Genomic DNA, 17,928 nt, shown 5'->3' on the forward strand with positions numbered 1-17,928 from the left:
TTTTTTTATTGTGTCGATTTTGCAATTTATTAAGTCAGGACTTGCAAAAATAAGTTCGCAGGCATATAATAAAAACACATGATAACTGATGAGAGATATAAGGGAGTGCTGAGCATGGCATTGAAGCCGATTTCCAAGATTGCAGCAGGTGTGCAGGCGTCCACGACGCTGGCCATTGATTCGCTGTTCAAGCAGATGAAGGCAGAGGGCAAGGACGTTGTCGGCTTTGGTGCCGGTGAGCCGGATTTTCCGACGCCGGAGCACATCAAGCAGGCCGGTATCGAGGCCATTGAGAACAACCAGACCAAGTACACGCCGGCAGCCGGTCTGATGGATCTGCGCAAGGCAGCTTGCTACCGTCTGAAGGAGGACTGCGGTCTGGACTACGAGCCGACGCAGATCGTTGTGGCTTCGGGTGCAAAGCACTCGGTCTATATCGCGCTGATGACGCTGTGCAACCCGGGCGACGAGGTCGTTATCGCGGCTCCGTACTGGGTAAGCTACTCCGAGATGGTAAAGCAGGCAGGTGCAATCCCGGTCATCGTAGCCGCAACCGAGGAGGCGCACTTCAAGATCACCGCAGAGCAGCTGGATGCCGCCATTACCGACAAGACCAAGGTGTTCATGCTGAACTCTCCGTCCAACCCGACCGGCATGGTATACACCAAGGCCGAGCTGGAGGCAATCGCTGAGGTTTGCTGCCGCCATAACATCTACGTTATCGCGGATGAGATTTACTGCAACCTTGTATATGATAACAATGAGTTCGTTTCGTTCGCTTCTCTGGGCGAGGACGTGAAGGAGCGCACCATTCTGGTCAACGGCGTGTCCAAGAGCTACGCGATGACCGGCTGGCGTATCGGCTACAGCGCGTCCAATCCGCAGCTGGCCAAGGTGATGGCGAACTACCTGAGCCACTCCACCTCTGCACCGTCCACCATTTCCCAGCAGGCGGCCATCACCGCGCTGACCGGCCCGCAGGAGGATATGCAGGTGATGAAGCAGGCGTTCGAGCAGCGCCGCGACCATCTGGTAGAGCGCATGAACAAGATCGAGGGCGTTTCCTGCATCAAGCCGGAGGGCGCGTTCTATGTTATGATGAACATGAAGGGCTTCCTCGGCAAGACCATGTACGGCAAGGTCATCGAGAGCGCCGAGGACTTCGCGCAGCTGTTCCTTGAGAAGGGTCTGGTTGCGACCGTTCCGTGCACCGCATTTGCCGCGCCGGGCTTCGTCCGCTGGAGCTATGCGACCTCGCTCACCGAGATTGACAAGGGTCTCGACCGCCTCGAGGCGTTTATTAAGAACGCGTAAGCATTCGTAATTCCGAGCAGCACTCTGAAAAGGGTGCTGCTTTTTGGTTTCTGCACCGAACCTCTGGGGCACTTGAACCGCGCAGGCGGTGCAGGAAAAAGGGGAGGACGCAAAATCTAACGGCGAAACCGCTGCAAACTTTGTTTATTGCTACAAGATAGCGCAAAATCGGTCGGTTTTGCTTGAAATGACCGGTGCAAAGTGTTAAACTAAAATCGGACTGTTATGGAAGATTAGATACCATACAAGTCCGTTATTTCGTTATAATTTGGATAAAATACACACCGGAAAGGACGAATAACATGAACAACGTGTACGAAAGCCCGCTTTCTTCGCGCTACGCTTCCAAGGAGATGCTCTACACCTTCTCCTCGGATATGAAGTTCTCCACCTGGCGTCGGCTGTGGCTGTCGCTGGCTAAGGCGGAGCGGGCGCTCGGTCTGCCGATCACGCAGGAGCAGGTGGACGAGATGGCCGCGCACCTGACCGACATCGACTACGATGTGGCCCGTCAGCGCGAGAAGGAGGTACGCCATGACGTTATGGCGCACGTTTACACCTTCGGCAAGGCGGCTCCCAAGGCGGCCGGCATTATCCACCTCGGCGCTACCAGCGCGTATGTCGGCGACAATACCGACATCATCCAGATCCGCGAGGGTCTGCTGCTGGTTCGCAAAAAGCTGGCGACCGTACTGGACAAGCTGGCGCAGTTCGCGGATGCGCACAAGTCCCAGCCGACCCTCGGCTTCACCCACTTCCAGCCCGCACAGCTGACCACGGTCGGCAAGCGCGCTACCCTGTGGATGAACGAGCTGCTGATGGATTTGAATGAGGTAGAATACCGCATCGAAAACCTGCGCATGCTCGGCAGCAAGGGCACGACCGGCACGCAGGCGTCCTTCATGGAGCTGTTTGACGGCGACGAGAGCAAGGTTAAGAAGCTGGAGAAGCGCATTGCCGACGATTTCGGCTTTGCAGGCGTGGTTCCGGTCTCCGGCCAGACCTACTCCCGCAAGATCGACGCGCAGACGCTCGCAACGCTCGCCGGTATCGCAGAATCCGCTTCCAAGTTCGCAACCGACCTGCGTCTGCTGCAGCACCTGAAGGAAGTAGAGGAGCCGTTCGAGAAGAACCAGATCGGCTCGTCCGCCATGCCGTACAAGCGCAACCCGATGCGTTCCGAGCGTATCTGTGCACTGGCGCGCTACGTCATCTGCGACAGCCTGAACCCGGCGTTCACCTCGGCTACCCAGTGGTTCGAGCGCACGCTCGACGACTCTGCGAACAAGCGCATTTCCGTGCCGGAGGCATTCCTTGCCGTTGACGCAATCCTCAACATCATGATCAACGTCGTTTCCGGTCTGGTCGTTTACCCGAAGGTCATCGAGGCACACGTTATGAACGAGCTGCCGTTCATGGCAACCGAGAACATCATGATGGACGCCGTAAAGCGCGGCGGCAACCGTCAGGACCTGCACGAGCGCATCCGCGAGCACTCCATGGCTGCGGGCAAGCGCATCAAGGAGGAGGGTCTGGAGAACGATATGGTTGACCGCATTGCCGGTGACCCGATGTTCGGTATGACCCGTGAGCAGATCCTCGAGCACCTCGACCCGTCCGCTTACATCGGCCGCTGCCCGTCTCAGGTAGACGAGTTCCTGAACGAGTGTGTTCGTCCGGCGATCGCACCGTACCTCACCGGTGAGGACGTAAAGGTAGAGATCAACCTTTGATTCGTTTCAGACTACAGTCTGAAACGAGACAGGATGTACCGCGCACAGCGCGGATACATCCCGGGCGCATATTTGCGCGTCGCACGCGGCACACAAATATGCTTACTTGTATAAAAAGGCAGGTACACGCCCTGCCTTTTTATGAATATCCCGCACGGCGGGATATTCTATTGCACACGCGCCACAGGCGCGGAATTGTTATACAATATGTGCAGAATGATTGACTTTTTGGCTATTATGCTGTATACTAAATCAGTTGTGTAACAAAAAAATAAAGGAGGCACTTGCAAGTGAAAAAGAGTGTAACTTCCTTTATCGCGGTCATGCTGATCATCATTTTCCTCGGCGTGACGGCGGTAACAGGAGTGTACATTCCGGGCGGCTGGACCATGCCGTTCCGGAACACGGCAACGTCCGACACGTCTGCGACGGATACGAGCGACACCTCGTCTACCGACAGCAGCGCAGACAAGGCGGACAACAAGGCAGACAGCACGGATGCGTCTGCTGACACCTCTGCTGACTCGGCTTCGACCGATTCCGCAGACACGACAGACTCCGGTCTGAAGGCCATCATCCCGAGCGTACTCGATACCGACAACGGTATCCGTCTGGGTCTGGATCTGGTCGGCGGCTCCCGTATCGTATACGAGGCCGAAATCCCGGACGGCTACGACACCAGCAACCTGTCCGACGACATGAACTCGGTACAGAAGGTCATCCGTCAGCGACTGACCGGTAAGGGCTTTACCGAGGCTACCGTATCCCTCAGCGGCGACAACCGCGTAACGGTCGAAATCCCGCAGATCACCAACCCGGAGGAGGCCGTACAGACCCTCGGCACCACCGCACAGCTCACCTTTGTTGATGCTGACGGCAAGGAGTGGCTGACCGGCTCTGACGTTAAGAAAGCTACTTACGGCTATGGCCGCCCGACCGGCAACGAAGTTGCGGATACCCATTATGTAGAGGTACAGTTTACCTCTGAGGGCAAGCAGAAGTTTGCTGAAGCGACCGAGAGCATCGCGGCCCGCACTGACGGCACCAACGTGATGGCTATCGTCATGGACGATCAGGTTATTTCCGCACCGTCCGTTTCTTCCAAGATCGACAGCGACAGCTGCGTAATCTCCGGCTCGTTCACCCGCGACAGCGCGACCGAGCTGGCAAACCTCATCAACGCAGGTCAGATTCCGTTCTCGCTCAAGCAGGTAGAGCTTCGCTCTGTCGGCCCGCAGCTCGGCGCTGACGCGATGAGCTCCAGCCTGAAGGCAGGTATGATCGGTCTGCTGCTCGTTATGCTGTTCATGATCATCATGTACCGCGTTCCGGGCGTTGTTTCCTGCTTCGCTCTGTGCTTCTACATGGTTATCGAGGCGCTGCTGTTCAGCCTGATCCGCGTAAACCTGTCCCTGCCGGGCATTGCAGGTATCATCCTGTCCATCGGTATGGCGGTTGACGCAAACGTCATTATCTTCGAGCGCATCAAGGAGGAAATGGCTGCCGGCAAGACCGTCAAGAGCGCTATTGACTCCGGCTTCAAGCGTGCGTTCACCGCAATTCTGGACTCCAACATCACCACCCTGATCGCGTGTGGCGTGCTGTTCTTCCTTGGCACCGGCACGATCGTCGGTTTCGCTACCACGCTGGGCATTGGTGTTATCGTTTCGATGTTCACCGCGCTGACCATCACGCACTTCCTGCTCAGACGCATGGTGGATTTCCACATCCGCAATCCGAAGGCTTACGGCCTGCGCGAGCGCAAGGAAGAGAAGAAGCATTTCCCGATCCTCAAGAACTTCAAGATCTTCGGCGGTATCTCTGTCGTACTGGTCGCTACCGGCCTTGTCGCGCTGATCCTGCTGCCGTTCGGCAAGAACCTGTTCAACCTGAGCATCGACTTTGCCGGCGGTACCGAGATGGAGTTCAACATGCATACCGCTGTTACGCAGGATATCCAGACCGAGGTCAGCGATCTGTTCAAGGACGCAACCGGCGTGGACGCATCCTCTGTAACCTCCTCCGGTGACGGCAACGAGGACGTGCTGATCCGCTCCACCTCGATCGATTCCGAGCAGCGTGCTGCCGTGATCGACAAGATGCTGGAGAAGTACAGCCTTGCCGATACCGATATCCTCAACAACAACGACGTATCCGCTTCTGTCGGCAGCGACCTGCAGCGTTCGGCATTCCTCTGCTCGATCCTTGCAATCCTGCTGATGCTGGTGTACATCACCTTCCGCTTCGAGCTGACCAGTGGTCTGGCTGCGATCTGCTGCCTGGTTCACGACCTGCTTGTTATGCTGAGCGTTTACGTTCTGCTGCAGATTCCGCTCGACAGCAACTTCATTGCTGCTGCACTGACCATCCTCGGCTACTCCATCAACGCGTCCATCATCGTATTCGACCGCGTTCGTGAGAACCTGCGCACCGCGCGCAAGGAGCCGTTTGAGGTCATCGGCGAGAAGAGCATCTGGCAGACCATGGGCCGTACCATCAACACCACCCTTACCACGCTGTTCACCATCGGCATGGTATACATCCTCGGTGTTCCGTCGCTCAAGCAGTTCACCCTGCCGCTGATCGTCGGTATCCTGGCCGGCGGCTGGTCGTCCGTTATGCTGTCTACCGGTCTGTGGGGCTTCTTCCGTAAGAAGTTCCGCCGCCGCCGCAAGATCTAACGACTATCGAAAAGGCACCCGTTCGGGTGCCTTTTTTGCGTTTGTTTATCGGCACAGGGTGACCGGTGCAGAAAAGGAGCCGACCGGATAGGGCAGTGCAGGAAAAGGTGCCGCTTTATCACAATAAAAAATTGACTTAACAGCACCCCACGTAGTATAATAACAGCAGACAGATAACAAACCACGCGCGTGAAGCGGTGTTCACAAGGGGGAAGTACGATGAAGTGCCCATTTTGCAGCTTTGAAGACAGCAAGGTCGTGGACTCCCGTCCGACGGACGAGGGTACCAGCATCCGCCGCCGGCGTGAATGTCTCCACTGCGGAAAACGCTTTACCACCTACGAGACGGTGGAGCGCATGCCGCTTATGCTGATCAAGCGCGATGGCACCCGGCAGGCGTACGACCGCCAGAAGCTGCTCAACGGTCTGGTGAAGGCGTGCGAGAAACGCCCGGTTTCGCTGATGCAGCTGGAACAGATCGTCGATTACGTCGAGCAGAAGCTGTTCAGCTCGCTCGAAAGCGAGGTTTCCAGCAAGGTCATCGGTGAGCTTGTCATGGAGCAGCTGCGTAAGGTTGATGAGGTCGCGTATGTGCGGTTTGCCTCGGTCTACCGCCAGTTTAAGGACATCAACACCTTTATGGAAGAGCTGAACACGCTCCTCAAAGATAAATAATTCGGCGGGTATGGCGCAGGCTGTACCCGTTTTTTCATATCGAAAGGAAGATGGATTTATGGACGAACGGCTGCAGAAACAGCTGAATTTCATTCTCGAGATCGACAAGGAGAAGAACATTTTCCGGCAGACGCATCTCTCCGGCCACGGCCGCCGCGAGAACGACGCCGAGCACGCATGGCACATGGCTATCATGGCGTACCTGCTGCAGGAATATTCCAACGAGCCGGTGGATGTGGCGCGCGTCATGCTCATGTGCCTGCTGCACGATGTGGTGGAGATTGACGCAGGCGACACCTACGCCTACGACGCCGACGGTCTGAAGACGCAGAAGGCACGCGAGGACGCGGCAAAGCAGCGCATTTATTCGCTCCTGCCGGACGATCAGAAACGCGGGCTGATGGCTGTTTTTGACGAATTTGAGGCCGACGAGACCGCCGAGGCGCACTTTGCCCACGCGATGGACAATCTGCAGCCGCTCCTGCTCAACAACAGCAACGGCGGCAGCGACTGGACCGACCACGATGTGACCGCCAAGCAGGTCTACGGCCGCCAGAGCCGCACGGAGAAAGGCTCGGCGTACCTGTATGAGCTGACGGATAACATTCTGCAGGCGAACATCAAAAAGGGTGCGCTCAAAGAAAAATAAAAAAATTTCGATCGAGTTGACCATTCGTGGTCAATTTTCGCCGCCGAACGGCGTATGGGTGCAGGCACTTATGCGAAGCAAGGAGGTGAAAACGTGTCAGCTGAGATCATCATTGCGGGACTGAGCCTGCTGGGGACGCTGGCGGGCACGGCCGGCGGCATTATCGTCTCCGGCAAGCTGGTCAATTACCGCATCGAACAGCTTGAAAAGAAGGTCGAAAAGCACAATAACCTCATCACCCGAACCTTCAGGCTGGAGCAGGCAGTCGCGCTGCTGGACGAGCGTGTCCGCGTGGCTAACCACCGCATCAGTGATTTGGAAAAGGAGGAAGTCGAGTGAACTGGAAGGTGCGGTTTAGGAATCCGGTGTTCTGGGTGCAGATCGTCGTGAGCGCGTTCGCCGCGGTGCTGGCGTATGCCGGTCTGACCGCCGCTGACCTCACCACCTGGGAGAGTGTCGGCGCGCTGCTCTGCAATGCGGTACGCAATCCGTATTGCCTGTTCCTTGTGCTGTCGAGCGTGTGGAACGCCGTCAACGACCCGACAACTAAGGGTGTCGCGGACAGCGAACGGGCAAGGCAGTATACCATTCCGCAGAAGTAAACAGAAAAAATCCCTCTCATAGAGCAATGCCAGCTTAACTTACTGACATTGCTCGTTTGAGAGGGTTTTTCTTACAGAATCTCTTTCAGCGCGGCGATAAGCTTATCCATCTGCTCATCCGTGCCGACGGTGATACGCAGGTAATTATCAATGCGCGGCAGCTTGAAATAGCGGATAAAGATACCCTTTTCGCGCAGGGCGGCGAAGATATCCGGCGCTTTCTTCTTCGGGTGGGTGACAAACAGGAAGTTTGTCAGCGACGGCAGCACGGTAAAGCCGAGCGCGCGCAGCGCCTCCGCCGAGCGGTCACGGGTGGTGCTGACCTTGCGGCAGGTCTGCTGGAAATAATCCTCGTCGCGGATAGATGCCTCACCGACAGCGAGTGCGATGGCGTCCATCGTGTACGAGTTGTACGAGTTTTTAACCGCTTCGAGCGTGGAAATCAGCGTCTCCGAGCCGAGCGCGTAGCCGATGCGCATGCCCGCGAGCGAGCGCGACTTGCTGGTCGTCTGCACGATGAGCAGGTTTTCGTATTTGTCGAGCAGCGGAACAGCGCTCTGCGCGCCGAAGTCCACATACGCCTCGTCGATGATGACAACGCAGTCCTGATTGTGCTGCAGCAGGTCCTCGAGGAACTCGAGCGTTACGCCGCGGCCGGTCGGCGCGTTCGGGTTCGGCAGCACGATACCGCCGTTCGGCTTGTCGTAATCACGCACATTGATGCAGAAATCCTCGTCGAGCGGCATGTTTTCGTACGGAATGCGGAACAGATCGCACCAGACCGGATAGAACGAGTAGGTGATGTCCGGATAGAGAATGGGCTTGTCCGAGCAGAAGAACGACTGGAACGCCAGCGCAAGCACATCGTCCGAGCCGTTGCCGAGGAATACCTGCGACGGCTGCAGATCAAACCGCTCTGCGATAGCGGTTTTGAGTGCTTTTGCGTTCGCATCCGGATAAATTGCGAGTTTTGCGGCGTCAAACGTGCGCAGAACCTCGGTCACGGACGGCGCGGGCGGGTACGGGTTTTCGTTGGCGTTCAGCTTGATGATATTGTCGGTTTTCGGCTGCTCGCCCGGCACATACGGGTCGATCTTGCGCAGCTTATCGAGAAAAGGCTTGTCCATGGGGAGACCTCCTGTGTTCGTTTTCTTTGATGGGGATAGTTTATCATAATAAAGCGATAAAGTCAAGAGGGTTTGTCGATAACTAAAATTTGTGGTATAATTCATAACATATGAACAATAATCGTAGGGCGCGACGACTCGGCGCGCCGCATTGAACGGTATGCAGATGGTTTACAACGGCGTGCCGAGGTCGTCCTCCAGAGGACCATCTCTTGCCCTGCAGGGCAATTCACCTTGTCACGCCCTACGAAAAAAATGGTTAAGGTGAAATTATGTACCAACCTTTAGCAGACAAAATCCGTCCGAAGACTTTGGACGATGTGGTCGGGCAGCGGCATTTACTGGGCGAAAACGGTCTTTTGCGCCGCGTCATTGAGAGCGGCAGCATCCCGAACCTGATATTTTACGGGCCGTCCGGCGTGGGAAAGACCACGGTCGCGTCCATCATCGCGCAGCAGACCGACCGCAAGTTATACCACTTAAACGCCACCACAGCGGGCATTGCCGATATCAAGGCGATCATCGACGAGCTGGACACCTTTCTTGCGCCGAACGGTGCGCTTGTGTACCTCGATGAGATCCAGTATTTCAACAAAAAGCAGCAGCAGAGCCTGCTTGAATTCATCGAAACCGGCAAGATCACGCTCATCGCATCCACAACGGAAAACCCGTATTTTTACATCTACAACGCAATTTTAAGCCGCTGCACGGTATTCGAGTTCAAGCCGGTCGAGGCTGCCGATATGCGCCGGGCAGTGGAACGTGCGTTGAAACTTGCGATGGGCGAGGACGCAAAGCCGGTCGAGGACGGCGTAGCGGATTACATCGCGCAGGCGGTCGGCGGCGACGTGCGAAAGGCGCTCGGCGCGGTCGAGCTGCTCGTCTCCGGTGCGGGGGCGGACGGCATCACGCTCGCGGACGCGCAGCAGGCGGCGCAGCGCTCAAATATGCGCTACGACCGCGACGGCGACAGCCATTACGATATCCTCTCGGCGCTGCAGAAGTCCGTGCGCGGCTCCGACCCGGACGCGGCGCTGCATTATCTCGCGCGGCTGCTCGAGGCAGGCGATATGATCTCCGCGGCGCGGCGCATGCTTGTCATTGCGAGTGAGGATATCGGTTTGGCGTACCCGCAGTGCGCCGCCATCGTCAAGGCGTGTGTGGACAGTGCGTTCCAGCTGGGATTGCCCGAGGCGCGGATTCCGCTTGCGGAGGCGATCATTTTGATGGCGACCGCGCCCAAGTCCAACAGTGCCATCAACGGCATTGATGCCGCCATTGCCGACATTCGGGCGGGCAGGGCAGGCGATATTCCGGCGCACCTCAAGGATACGCATTACGGCGGCGCAAAGAAATTAGGCCGCGGGTTGACGTATCAGTATCCGCATATGTATCCTAATCACTGGGTGCAGCAGGAGTATCTGCCCGAGGAGCTGCGCGGCGCACAATACTACGAATACGGCCCGAATAAGACCGAACAGGCCGCGAAAGCGTACTGGGATAGAGTGAAAAATCAGAAATAATGGAAAATGGAGAATGAACGTGACGGTTTCATTCTCCATTTTTTTGCTGTTCACTCGAAAACGGTTTTAACCGGCTTTTTATCGCACCCAACCGGCGTATAGGTCCACGCATTAATATGTCCGCCCGTGATGAAATACCGTGGCGGTGTCGGTGCGTCATACGGCGAGAGAACGTCGATGATGGTCAGCTTTACCTTCATTCGCTGCGGCAGGATGGACTTGATGTACACGGATACCGCCATGCCGGGCCGCAGGTCCGCACGCGGCTCCGCAAGGCCGGACAGGTTGGGTGTAAGCTCGATGAACACGCCGTACGGCTCGATGGAGCGGACAACGCCGCGCACGGTCTCACCGACGGAGAACAGCGCTGCGTTCTGCGCCCAGGTGCCGAGCAGCTCGCGGTGGGTGAGCGAAATGCGCCGGTTTTCCGGCTCCACGGTGCGGACAGCGGCTAAAATGGACTGCCCGACGGTCAATCGGTCGCCCGGGTGGCAGATGCGCGACACGGACAGATTTTCGATGCCGATGAGCGACGGCACGCCGCAGCCTGCGTCCACGAATGCGCCGAACGGCTCCAGATGCGTTACACGCGCCGGAATCACGTCACCCGGACGGAGGGAACCAAGCAGCCGGTCCTGCGCCTTCTGCTGAACGATGGTGCGCGACAGCCACGCCGTGGGCGGGTCCGTGCTCTCGTCGATATCGGTGACGATGAAGCAGGTGGGTTTGCCCACACGCGACAGAATGGCAATCTCGCGCGTGTCGCCTTGCTCGATGCCGAGCGCACAGGACACGCGCGGCAGGATGCCCTGTGCGATGCCGAGGTCAAACAGCAGGTCATGCGCGGCGGTGCACCGCTGTGCGACAGCTTCCAGAATGCGTCCCTCGTCCTGCGCCTGCCGCAGCGTGCCGAGTGTCGAAAATGCCTGCCGGACCGCAGGCTGTACCATGTAGCTGCCCTCGGGCAGATAGGATTCGCTTGTTTTCATATGCAGCCGAGCCTCCTTTGGGGTCTGCCTTACTATATGTGCAGGCAGGGCAGAGTAGCACCAAATTTCGCAAAAGTGCATAATCTGTAAGCAGAAATTATGGATAAGGGGCTGATTGAATGGCAGATTCGGCAAATATTTCGCTGTCGGTGCTGCGGGACGGACAGCGGGCGCGGGTTGCGGCGCTGCACCTCAGCGGCGGCATGCGGCGGCGCGTGCAGGATTTAGGGTTAGTGCCGGGCACGCGCGTCACCTGTGTGCGGCGTGCGCTCTCGGGCGACCCGATCGCGTACCGGATACGCGGCGCGGTGGTTGCCCTGCGTAAAGGCGATGCCGCTCAAATCGAGGTGCAGCCATGAGGCGCACCGTGGCGCTGGCGGGCAACCCGAACGTCGGCAAATCGACCGTGTTCAACGCCCTGACCGGCAGCCGTCAGCACACCGGCAACTGGAGCGGCAAAACAGTCGCGTGCGCCGAGGGCAGGCTGCGCGGCGGCGGACTGACGCTGACCGACCTGCCGGGTACTTATTCGCTGCGGGCGCACTCGGAGGAGGAGCGTGCCGCGCGGGAATTTCTGGTTTCGGGTCAGGCGTGCGCGGTGGTGCTCGTGGCGGACGCGGGCTGTCTGGAGCGCAGCCTCATCCTTGCTTTGCAGGTACTGGAGGTACAGAAAAACGCCATTCTGTGCCTGAATCTCATGGATGAAGCCGCGAAAAAGGGCATTGAGATTGATGTTGCCGCGCTCGAGCGAGAGCTTGGCATACCGGTGATACCGTGCGCCGCACGGCAGGGAAAGGGTCTGCCCGAGCTCGAAGCCGCGATACGCAAAGCCGCGGCAGGCGAAAATGAAACGCACCCGACCGCCATCCGCTATCCGGCGATGGACGAGGATTTGACGGAGGAACAGAGGGACGATATTGCAACCGCAGCGGCGGCACTCCGCGCGGAGGAGATCGCGCTGACGTGCGTCAGACAGCCGGAATGCGCCTGCGCGCGGGATGACCGAGCGGACGATGTGATCCTCAGCCGGAGGTTCGGCGTGCCGCTCATGCTTTTGCTGCTCGCAGGCGTGTTTTACATCACTCTATTCGGCGCAAACGTGCCGAGCGAGTGGCTGAGCACGCATCTTCTGGCACTCGGCACGCCGTTTGCGGGCGCGCTTGCGAAGCTGGGACTGCCGCCGTTTTTCGTCTCGATGCTGACCGACGGGCTGTGGCGCGTGCTGGCAACCGTGGTCTCGGTCATGCTGCCGCCGATGGCGATTTTCTTCCCACTGTTCACGCTGCTTGAGGACGCAGGCTACCTGCCGCGCGTGGCGTTTCAGCTTGACCACGCCTTCCAGTGCGCGAGAGCGAGCGGCAAGCAGAGCCTGACCATGTGCATGGGTTTCGGGTGCAACGCCTGCGGCGTAAGTGGCTGCCGCATCATCGACTCGCCGCGGGAGCGGCTGATTGCCATCCTCACCAACAGCTTTGCGCCGTGCAACGGACGGTTTCCGCTGCTCATTTTTCTGTGCTCAGTGTTTTTCGCGGGCAGCGCGGCAGGCGGCGCGCTGCTGCTGACCGGCGTCATCGCGGCAAGCGTGGGCTTGACGCTGCTCGTGTCGCGCATTCTCTCGGCAACGGTTTTGCGCGGAGAGGCGGTGTCGTTTGCGCTCGAGCTGCCGCCGTACCGCATGCCGCAGATTGGGCGCGTTATCGTGCGCAGCGTGCGCGACCGGACGCTGTTCGTCCTTGCGAGAGCCGCCGCTGTGGCGGCTCCGGCGGGCGTGCTCATCTGGCTGCTCGCCAATGTGCAGATCGGGAATACAGCTATCCTGTCGCACATCACGGCATTTTTAGACCCGGCAGCGCGGGTGTTCGGGATAGACGGCGTGATACTGCTTGCGTTCATCCTCGGCTTTCCGGCGAATGAGTTGGTCATGCCGCTCATCGTGATGGGCTACCTCTCGTCCGGCACGATCGCCTCCGGCGTGGACTTTGCCTCCTTCCGTGCGCTGCTGCTGGCAAACGGCTGGACGGTGCAGACCGCGCTCTGCACACTGGTGCTCACCGTGGCGCACGCGCCGTGCTCGACAACCTGCCTTACCATCCTGCAGGAGACGCGCAGCGCAAAGTGGACACTGGCGGCGGTGCTGATTCCTGCGGGAATCGGGCTTGCCCTTTGCATATTGATACACTGCATGCTTGCTTCGGCAGGCTGAAAAGCAGGAAAAAAGTGCGTTTTTTTTTTTTTTTTTTAGGGTAAAACGTGTGAAATGTTAAAAAATCTGCATTTTCAAAACAAAATAGCTTGCATAAACCTGTAAAGAATGTTATCATACTAATGGATTATTTTAGCGTTATCCCTGCCGGTTTTCTGCCTTGCAGACCTCGGCTTTTATGCATGCAGATGCATGCAGGAACACGATTTGTTTTATGCGGCCTGTGATCAATCAATCACGGTATCTATTGCTTGACCGGCAGGAGGTTTTAGCACGAATGAAAGAGAAAAGCACGATTCTGATCGTAGATGATTCCGAGCTGAATCGCACGATCTTAGCCGATATTCTTGGTGATGAATACAATTTTATCGAGGCGGAAAACGGCGCACGCGCGATCGAGCTGCTGCGGACGCACACCGATATCGACCTTATCCTGCTGGATATGGTCATGCCGGAGATGAACGGCTTTGACGTGCTGACCGCGATGAACAACAACCGCCAGATCGAGGATATCCCGGTGGTGATGATCTCAGCGGAGAACGGCATCGAGCACATCGAGCGCGCGTATGACCTCGGCGTTACCGACTATATCAGCCGCCCGTTCGACCGCTTGGTCGTGCGCCGCCGCGTGGTCAACGCGCTGATACTGGCTGCCAAGCAGAAGCGGCTGATGCGGCTTGCCGCCGAGCAGATTTACGAAAAAGAAAAGATCAGCGACCTGATGATCAATATCTTCAGCCATATTGTCGAGTTCCGCAACGGCGAGAGCGGCCCGCATGTGCTGCACATCCGCACCATTACCGAGGTGCTGCTGAGCCGTCTGGTGCAGAAGACCGACCGCTATTCGCTGACGCAGGAGGATATTCAGCTGATCTCGAGTGCGTCCGCGCTGCACGATATCGGCAAGGTCAGCATTCCGGATGAGATCATCAACAAGCCCGGCAAGCTGACAAAGGAAGAGTTTGAGATCATGAAGTCGCACACGACGGTCGGCGCGGATATCCTGCACGACCTGCCGTTCTCCAATGAGGAGCCGCTGCTCAAGACCGCGTATGAGATCGCGCGCTGGCACCACGAGCGCTACGACGGCCGCGGTTATCCGGACGGCCTGACCGGCGAGGAGATCCCGATCGCGGCGCAGGTCGTTTCGGTTGCCGATGTGTACGACGCGCTGACAAGCGTGCGCTGCTACAAGTCCGCGTATGACCACGAGACCGCCCTGCGGATGATCGTAAACGGCGAGTGCGGCACGTTCAATCCGCTGCTGCTCGAGTGCCTGCTCGATGCGTCGCTGCAGATCAGGGAGCGTCTGCGCGAGGCGAACGAGGGATATATGCACAGCACGGCGCACACGCAGCAGCTTTCGGCCGAAATGATGCTCAAGCGGGCGACGCCGCAGGTCGGGCGCTCGATTCAGGCGCTCGAGACCGAGCGTATCAAGACCGACTTCTTTGCCAAGCAGTCCTGCGGCATTCAGTTCGACTATGATACGGCAACGCGCACCATCTCTGTGACGGACCACACGGATACGCTGCCGTTTGGCAGCCGTCTGTATGATGCGACGGATACGGAAAAATTCACGATCTTCAGCAAGGATGACCTTCACCGCCTGGAAAACGCGCTGTATGTTACCACGCGGGATGCTCCGGATGTCAGCATGCCGATCACCCTGCGGTTTCCGGAGAACGGCTGGGAACACGAGTACATGCTCGCGGCCCGTGCGCTCTGGTCGAGTGACGCCAAGCCGCGGTATCTCGGCGCTGTCGGTCAGTTCCGCGAGATGCAGACCGATATCATGCTGCCGGAAATGGCGCTGCCGGATTCCGGCGCTGTCACCGGCAGGCAGCTTGCGGCTTCAATGGAGGGCATGAGCCGTATTTTTGATGTGGTGCGGCTGGTTGATCCGAAAAGGGGCGAAATCCTGCAGCTGAATACGGACGGCACGTTCTCGGACCGCGTCCTGCCGTGCTCTCCGGTGTGGAATCACGGAAAAAGATGCAGCAGATGCATTTCCTGCGGCTGCATGGAGGACAAGACGCGCATGAGCAAGCTGGAGCTTACCGACGAGTGCGCGTATCAGCTGATTTCGCGCTATCTGGTCGTGGACGGACGCGAGTGCGTGCTCGAGCTGGGCAGCAGGCTCAGCGACAGCGTTTGGGTGACGAGCGGCGGGCGGCAGTTCCGGCTGGATGCCTCGCACGGAGAGGATTTTTATCTGGATCCGGTGACGGGCGCGTACGGGCGCCGCTACCTCGAGGACCAGCAGCCCGAGCTGGAAAAGGCGGAGGCACTGGCGGTGATTGACATTGACAACTTTAAGAAGATCAACGACGAATACGGCCACCTTGCGGGCGACGCGGTGCTGCGGCACGTTGCGAACGTCATTCTCGCGCGCGTCAACACAGCGGACACACTCGTCCGCTACGGCGGCGATGAATTTGTGCTGCTGCTGTCGCATATCCCGCCGGAGAAATTCCGTTCGATACTCGAACGCATTCGGGGAGCCGTGTACACGACCGAAATACCGCAGTACGAGAATATCCACCCGACCGTCAGCATCGGCGGTGTGTATCAGGCGCATCCGCTGATCGAGGCCATCCGCCGGGCGGACAAGCTGATGTATTGGGCAAAGCAAAAGCGCAACGACGTACAGACCTGAGGAGGAGTACATACATGAATCTGGAAGAGTTTTACGCACAGATCGGCGGCGATTATGCGGACACGCTGCAGCGCCTGTGCAATGAGAACATGGTGAAAAAGTTCGTGAAGATGTATCAGGACGACCCGACCTGCGCCGACCTGCACAACGCGGCCCTGCAGCAGGACTGGGAGGCTGCCTTCCGCGGTGCGCATACCCTCAAGGGCGTAGCGCAGAACCTTGGCTTTGAGCGGCTGTATCAGGTCAGCGCTGTGCTGACCGAGGCCATGAGAGGCAATAAGCCGCTCGAGGACAGGAGCCTGCTCGACGCCGTAGAGCAGCAGGATGCCGCAATCCGCAGAGCGATTTCGGAGCTGGAGTAAAAGCAAAGGACGAACCGTTGGGTTCGTCCTTTTTTCTTGACTTTACCGGATAAAGTGGGTATCCTGAACTTAAGGTAATACCACATAATTGAACAAGAGCGATTTACGAGTAAATTTTGCGTACTGACGCGACGCGGTTTCGCAGTAATACTTGACGTATTACAAGAAATCGCAACAAAGTCAGGACAAAAAATTTCCGTAAAGCGCCGCGGCAGCGCGACCGGAGCCTGCGCAAGGAGCCGCAGCTTTAATTATGTGGTATTGCCTCAAGTAAAGGAGGAAAAACCCATGCAGGTATTGGAAAACGAACGCTTTCGCGTGGAAATTAACGAATTCGGTGCCGAACTGACCCGCTTTACGAGCAAAAAGGACGGCACGGAGTACGTCTGGAAGGGCGATCCGGCGGCATGGAAGCGCCATGCGCCCATTCTGTTCCCGATCGTGGGACGGCTCAAGGATAAGACCTATACGGTGGACGGTAAGCCGTATGAGATCACGCAGCACGGCTTCGGGCGCGATCTGGAGTGGCAGGCACAGAAAATCAGCGGCACCTGTGCGGAATTCACGCTCACGCCGAGCGAGTACACGAAAAAGATGTATCCGTGGGATTTTATCTGCACCGTGCGCTATACTTTGGACGGAAATGCGCTGAAAAAGGAGCATATCGTCAAGAATACGAGCGATTCCGTGATGTATTACGAGGTTGGCGGTCATGACGCCTACACGCTCTGCTGGGAGGACGGCGAGAAGATAACCGACTACTATGTGGAGTTTGAGGGCACGGATGCGCTCAGCCGCATTGCAACCGACGAGAACGTCATGCTGACCGCCGACCGCGTTTCCGTTCCGCTGACCGACGGCAGACTGCCGATCTCCCGCGAGCTGTTTGCAAACGATGCGGTCATGACCGAGGGTCTGCCGTTCCGCACGGCGACCATTGCCAGCACGAAGAACCGCCGCCGTGTGACGATGGACTTCACCGACTTCGACTATTTCGCGGTGTGGAGCCCGTACAAGGATTTCGAGGTACCGTTCGTCTGCCTCGAGCCGTGGAGCACCCTGCCAGACGGCAATCACCTTGACCATGCCATTGAGCACAAGCAGGGCATCCGCAAGCTGAATCCAAACGAGAGCGAAACCCTGACGTTCACCACCATCATCGATGAATAAGTTATCCACCGTCTGTGGATAAAAAAGAGGACTGCGTTTGCAGTCCTCTGAGGCTGTCGAAAAACTAACGTTTTCCGAGCAGCCTCTCGATCGAAACCACGCTTTCGATCGAATTCCGAAGAAAAAACGCGCCTTGCAGGCACATTTTTTCTTCCCTTGTATAAATTCCGAGATACATGCTCTCGGAATTTATGAATTTGCTCCGCAAATTCTATTTTATTCGTGCTGCCGCACGAAGCAT

General features: G+C 57.7%; 15 protein-coding genes. 13 read left to right on the plus strand and 2 right to left on the minus strand.

Annotation, left to right across the window (positions count from 1 at the left end; all coding sequences use genetic code 11):
• Positions 1 to 114: 114 nt before the first annotated feature.
• From DWZ82_RS02270 to DWZ82_RS02300, 7 genes are all read left to right on the plus strand, one after another.
• Positions 115 to 1,314 (plus strand): pyridoxal phosphate-dependent aminotransferase, encoded by a 1,200-nt coding sequence (locus tag DWZ82_RS02270; RefSeq protein WP_199667353.1) that lies wholly within the window; start codon positions 115 to 117, stop codon positions 1,312 to 1,314.
• 302 nt (positions 1,315 to 1,616) lie between these two features.
• Positions 1,617 to 3,047 carry an adenylosuccinate lyase gene (purB, locus tag DWZ82_RS02275; protein WP_118478434.1) on the plus strand — a complete coding sequence of 477 codons (1,431 nt, stop codon included), beginning with the start codon at positions 1,617 to 1,619 and terminating at the stop codon, positions 3,045 to 3,047.
• 290 nt (positions 3,048 to 3,337) lie between these two features.
• Positions 3,338 to 5,728, plus strand: a complete 2,391-nt coding sequence (gene secD / locus DWZ82_RS02280) for a protein translocase subunit SecD (RefSeq protein ID WP_118478436.1) — start codon at positions 3,338 to 3,340, stop codon at positions 5,726 to 5,728.
• Between the two features lie 219 nt (positions 5,729 to 5,947).
• The gene (gene nrdR / locus DWZ82_RS02285) at positions 5,948 to 6,403 is read left to right on the plus strand and encodes a transcriptional regulator NrdR (RefSeq protein WP_118478438.1); all 456 of its coding nucleotides are present in this window, start codon (positions 5,948 to 5,950) and stop codon (positions 6,401 to 6,403) included.
• Between the two features lie 58 nt (positions 6,404 to 6,461).
• On the plus strand, positions 6,462 to 7,052 hold the full coding sequence (locus tag DWZ82_RS02290; RefSeq protein WP_118478440.1) for an HD domain-containing protein: 591 nt from the start codon (positions 6,462 to 6,464) through the stop codon (positions 7,050 to 7,052).
• A 93-nt stretch (positions 7,053 to 7,145) separates the two neighbouring features.
• Positions 7,146 to 7,391: a hypothetical protein gene (locus DWZ82_RS02295; protein ID WP_117752359.1), complete on the plus strand. Its 246-nt coding sequence runs from the start codon at positions 7,146 to 7,148 to the stop codon at positions 7,389 to 7,391.
• Positions 7,388 to 7,654 carry a phage holin gene (locus DWZ82_RS02300; protein ID WP_118478442.1) on the plus strand — a complete coding sequence of 89 codons (267 nt, stop codon included), beginning with the start codon at positions 7,388 to 7,390 and terminating at the stop codon, positions 7,652 to 7,654. Before DWZ82_RS02295 ends, DWZ82_RS02300 begins: the two co-directional genes overlap by 4 nt.
• Positions 7,655 to 7,725: 71 nt before the next feature.
• Here the strand turns inward: DWZ82_RS02300 and hisC are convergent, their stop codons facing one another.
• A complete protein-coding gene (gene hisC / locus DWZ82_RS02305; protein WP_118478444.1) occupies positions 7,726 to 8,781 on the minus strand; it encodes a histidinol-phosphate transaminase in 1,056 nt (351 codons plus the stop codon).
• Positions 8,782 to 9,053: 272 nt separating this feature from the next.
• Here hisC and DWZ82_RS02310 point away from each other — a divergent pair, with 272 nt between their 5' ends.
• Entirely contained in the window at positions 9,054 to 10,304 is a 1,251-nt protein-coding gene (locus tag DWZ82_RS02310) for a replication-associated recombination protein A (RefSeq protein WP_199667355.1), read from the plus strand.
• A 50-nt stretch (positions 10,305 to 10,354) separates the two neighbouring features.
• Here DWZ82_RS02310 and DWZ82_RS02315 read toward each other — a convergent pair whose 3' ends face one another.
• Positions 10,355 to 11,293, minus strand: a complete 939-nt coding sequence (locus DWZ82_RS02315) for a S1 RNA-binding domain-containing protein (RefSeq protein ID WP_118478446.1) — start codon at positions 11,291 to 11,293, stop codon at positions 10,355 to 10,357.
• Between the two features lie 119 nt (positions 11,294 to 11,412).
• Here DWZ82_RS02315 and DWZ82_RS02320 point away from each other — a divergent pair, with 119 nt between their 5' ends.
• The 5 genes from DWZ82_RS02320 (at position 11,413) to DWZ82_RS02340 (ending at position 17,687) form a co-directional block, all read left to right on the plus strand.
• Positions 11,413 to 11,652 (plus strand): FeoA family protein, encoded by a 240-nt coding sequence (locus tag DWZ82_RS02320; protein WP_118478448.1) that lies wholly within the window; start codon positions 11,413 to 11,415, stop codon positions 11,650 to 11,652.
• Positions 11,649 to 13,496 carry a ferrous iron transporter B gene (gene feoB / locus DWZ82_RS02325; protein ID WP_118478450.1) on the plus strand — a complete coding sequence of 616 codons (1,848 nt, stop codon included), beginning with the start codon at positions 11,649 to 11,651 and terminating at the stop codon, positions 13,494 to 13,496. Before DWZ82_RS02320 ends, feoB begins: the two co-directional genes overlap by 4 nt.
• A 277-nt stretch (positions 13,497 to 13,773) precedes the next feature.
• Entirely contained in the window at positions 13,774 to 16,155 is a 2,382-nt protein-coding gene (locus DWZ82_RS15050) for a diguanylate cyclase (RefSeq protein WP_243022863.1), read from the plus strand.
• Positions 16,156 to 16,169: 14 nt separating this feature from the next.
• Positions 16,170 to 16,517 carry an Hpt domain-containing protein gene (locus DWZ82_RS02335; RefSeq protein WP_118478452.1) on the plus strand — a complete coding sequence of 116 codons (348 nt, stop codon included), beginning with the start codon at positions 16,170 to 16,172 and terminating at the stop codon, positions 16,515 to 16,517.
• A 288-nt stretch (positions 16,518 to 16,805) separates the two neighbouring features.
• The gene (locus DWZ82_RS02340) at positions 16,806 to 17,687 is read left to right on the plus strand and encodes an aldose 1-epimerase family protein (RefSeq protein ID WP_118478454.1); all 882 of its coding nucleotides are present in this window, start codon (positions 16,806 to 16,808) and stop codon (positions 17,685 to 17,687) included.
• Positions 17,688 to 17,928: the final 241 nt, after the last annotated feature.

The sequence above is a fragment of the Butyricicoccus sp. AF35-5AC genome (assembly GCF_003477715.1).
GTDB lineage: Bacteria > Bacillota > Clostridia > Oscillospirales > Butyricicoccaceae > Agathobaculum > Agathobaculum butyriciproducens.

Coding starts and splice junctions, on each gene's coding strand:
- DWZ82_RS02270 (WP_199667353.1), top strand. CDS start 115: ATGGCATTGAAGCCGATTTCCAAGATTGCAGCAGGTGTGCAGGCGTCC.
- purB (WP_118478434.1), top strand. CDS start 1,617: ATGAACAACGTGTACGAAAGCCCGCTTTCTTCGCGCTACGCTTCCAAG.
- nrdR (WP_118478438.1), top strand. CDS start 5,948: ATGAAGTGCCCATTTTGCAGCTTTGAAGACAGCAAGGTCGTGGACTCC.
- DWZ82_RS02290 (WP_118478440.1), top strand. CDS start 6,462: ATGGACGAACGGCTGCAGAAACAGCTGAATTTCATTCTCGAGATCGAC.
- hisC (WP_118478444.1), bottom strand. CDS start 8,781: ATGGACAAGCCTTTTCTCGATAAGCTGCGCAAGATCGACCCGTATGTG.
- DWZ82_RS02310 (WP_199667355.1), top strand. CDS start 9,054: ATGTACCAACCTTTAGCAGACAAAATCCGTCCGAAGACTTTGGACGAT.
- DWZ82_RS02315 (WP_118478446.1), bottom strand. CDS start 11,293: ATGAAAACAAGCGAATCCTATCTGCCCGAGGGCAGCTACATGGTACAG.
- DWZ82_RS02320 (WP_118478448.1), top strand. CDS start 11,413: ATGGCAGATTCGGCAAATATTTCGCTGTCGGTGCTGCGGGACGGACAG.
- feoB (WP_118478450.1), top strand. CDS start 11,649: ATGAGGCGCACCGTGGCGCTGGCGGGCAACCCGAACGTCGGCAAATCG.
- DWZ82_RS15050 (WP_243022863.1), top strand. CDS start 13,774: ATGAAAGAGAAAAGCACGATTCTGATCGTAGATGATTCCGAGCTGAAT.
- DWZ82_RS02335 (WP_118478452.1), top strand. CDS start 16,170: ATGAATCTGGAAGAGTTTTACGCACAGATCGGCGGCGATTATGCGGAC.
- DWZ82_RS02340 (WP_118478454.1), top strand. CDS start 16,806: ATGCAGGTATTGGAAAACGAACGCTTTCGCGTGGAAATTAACGAATTC.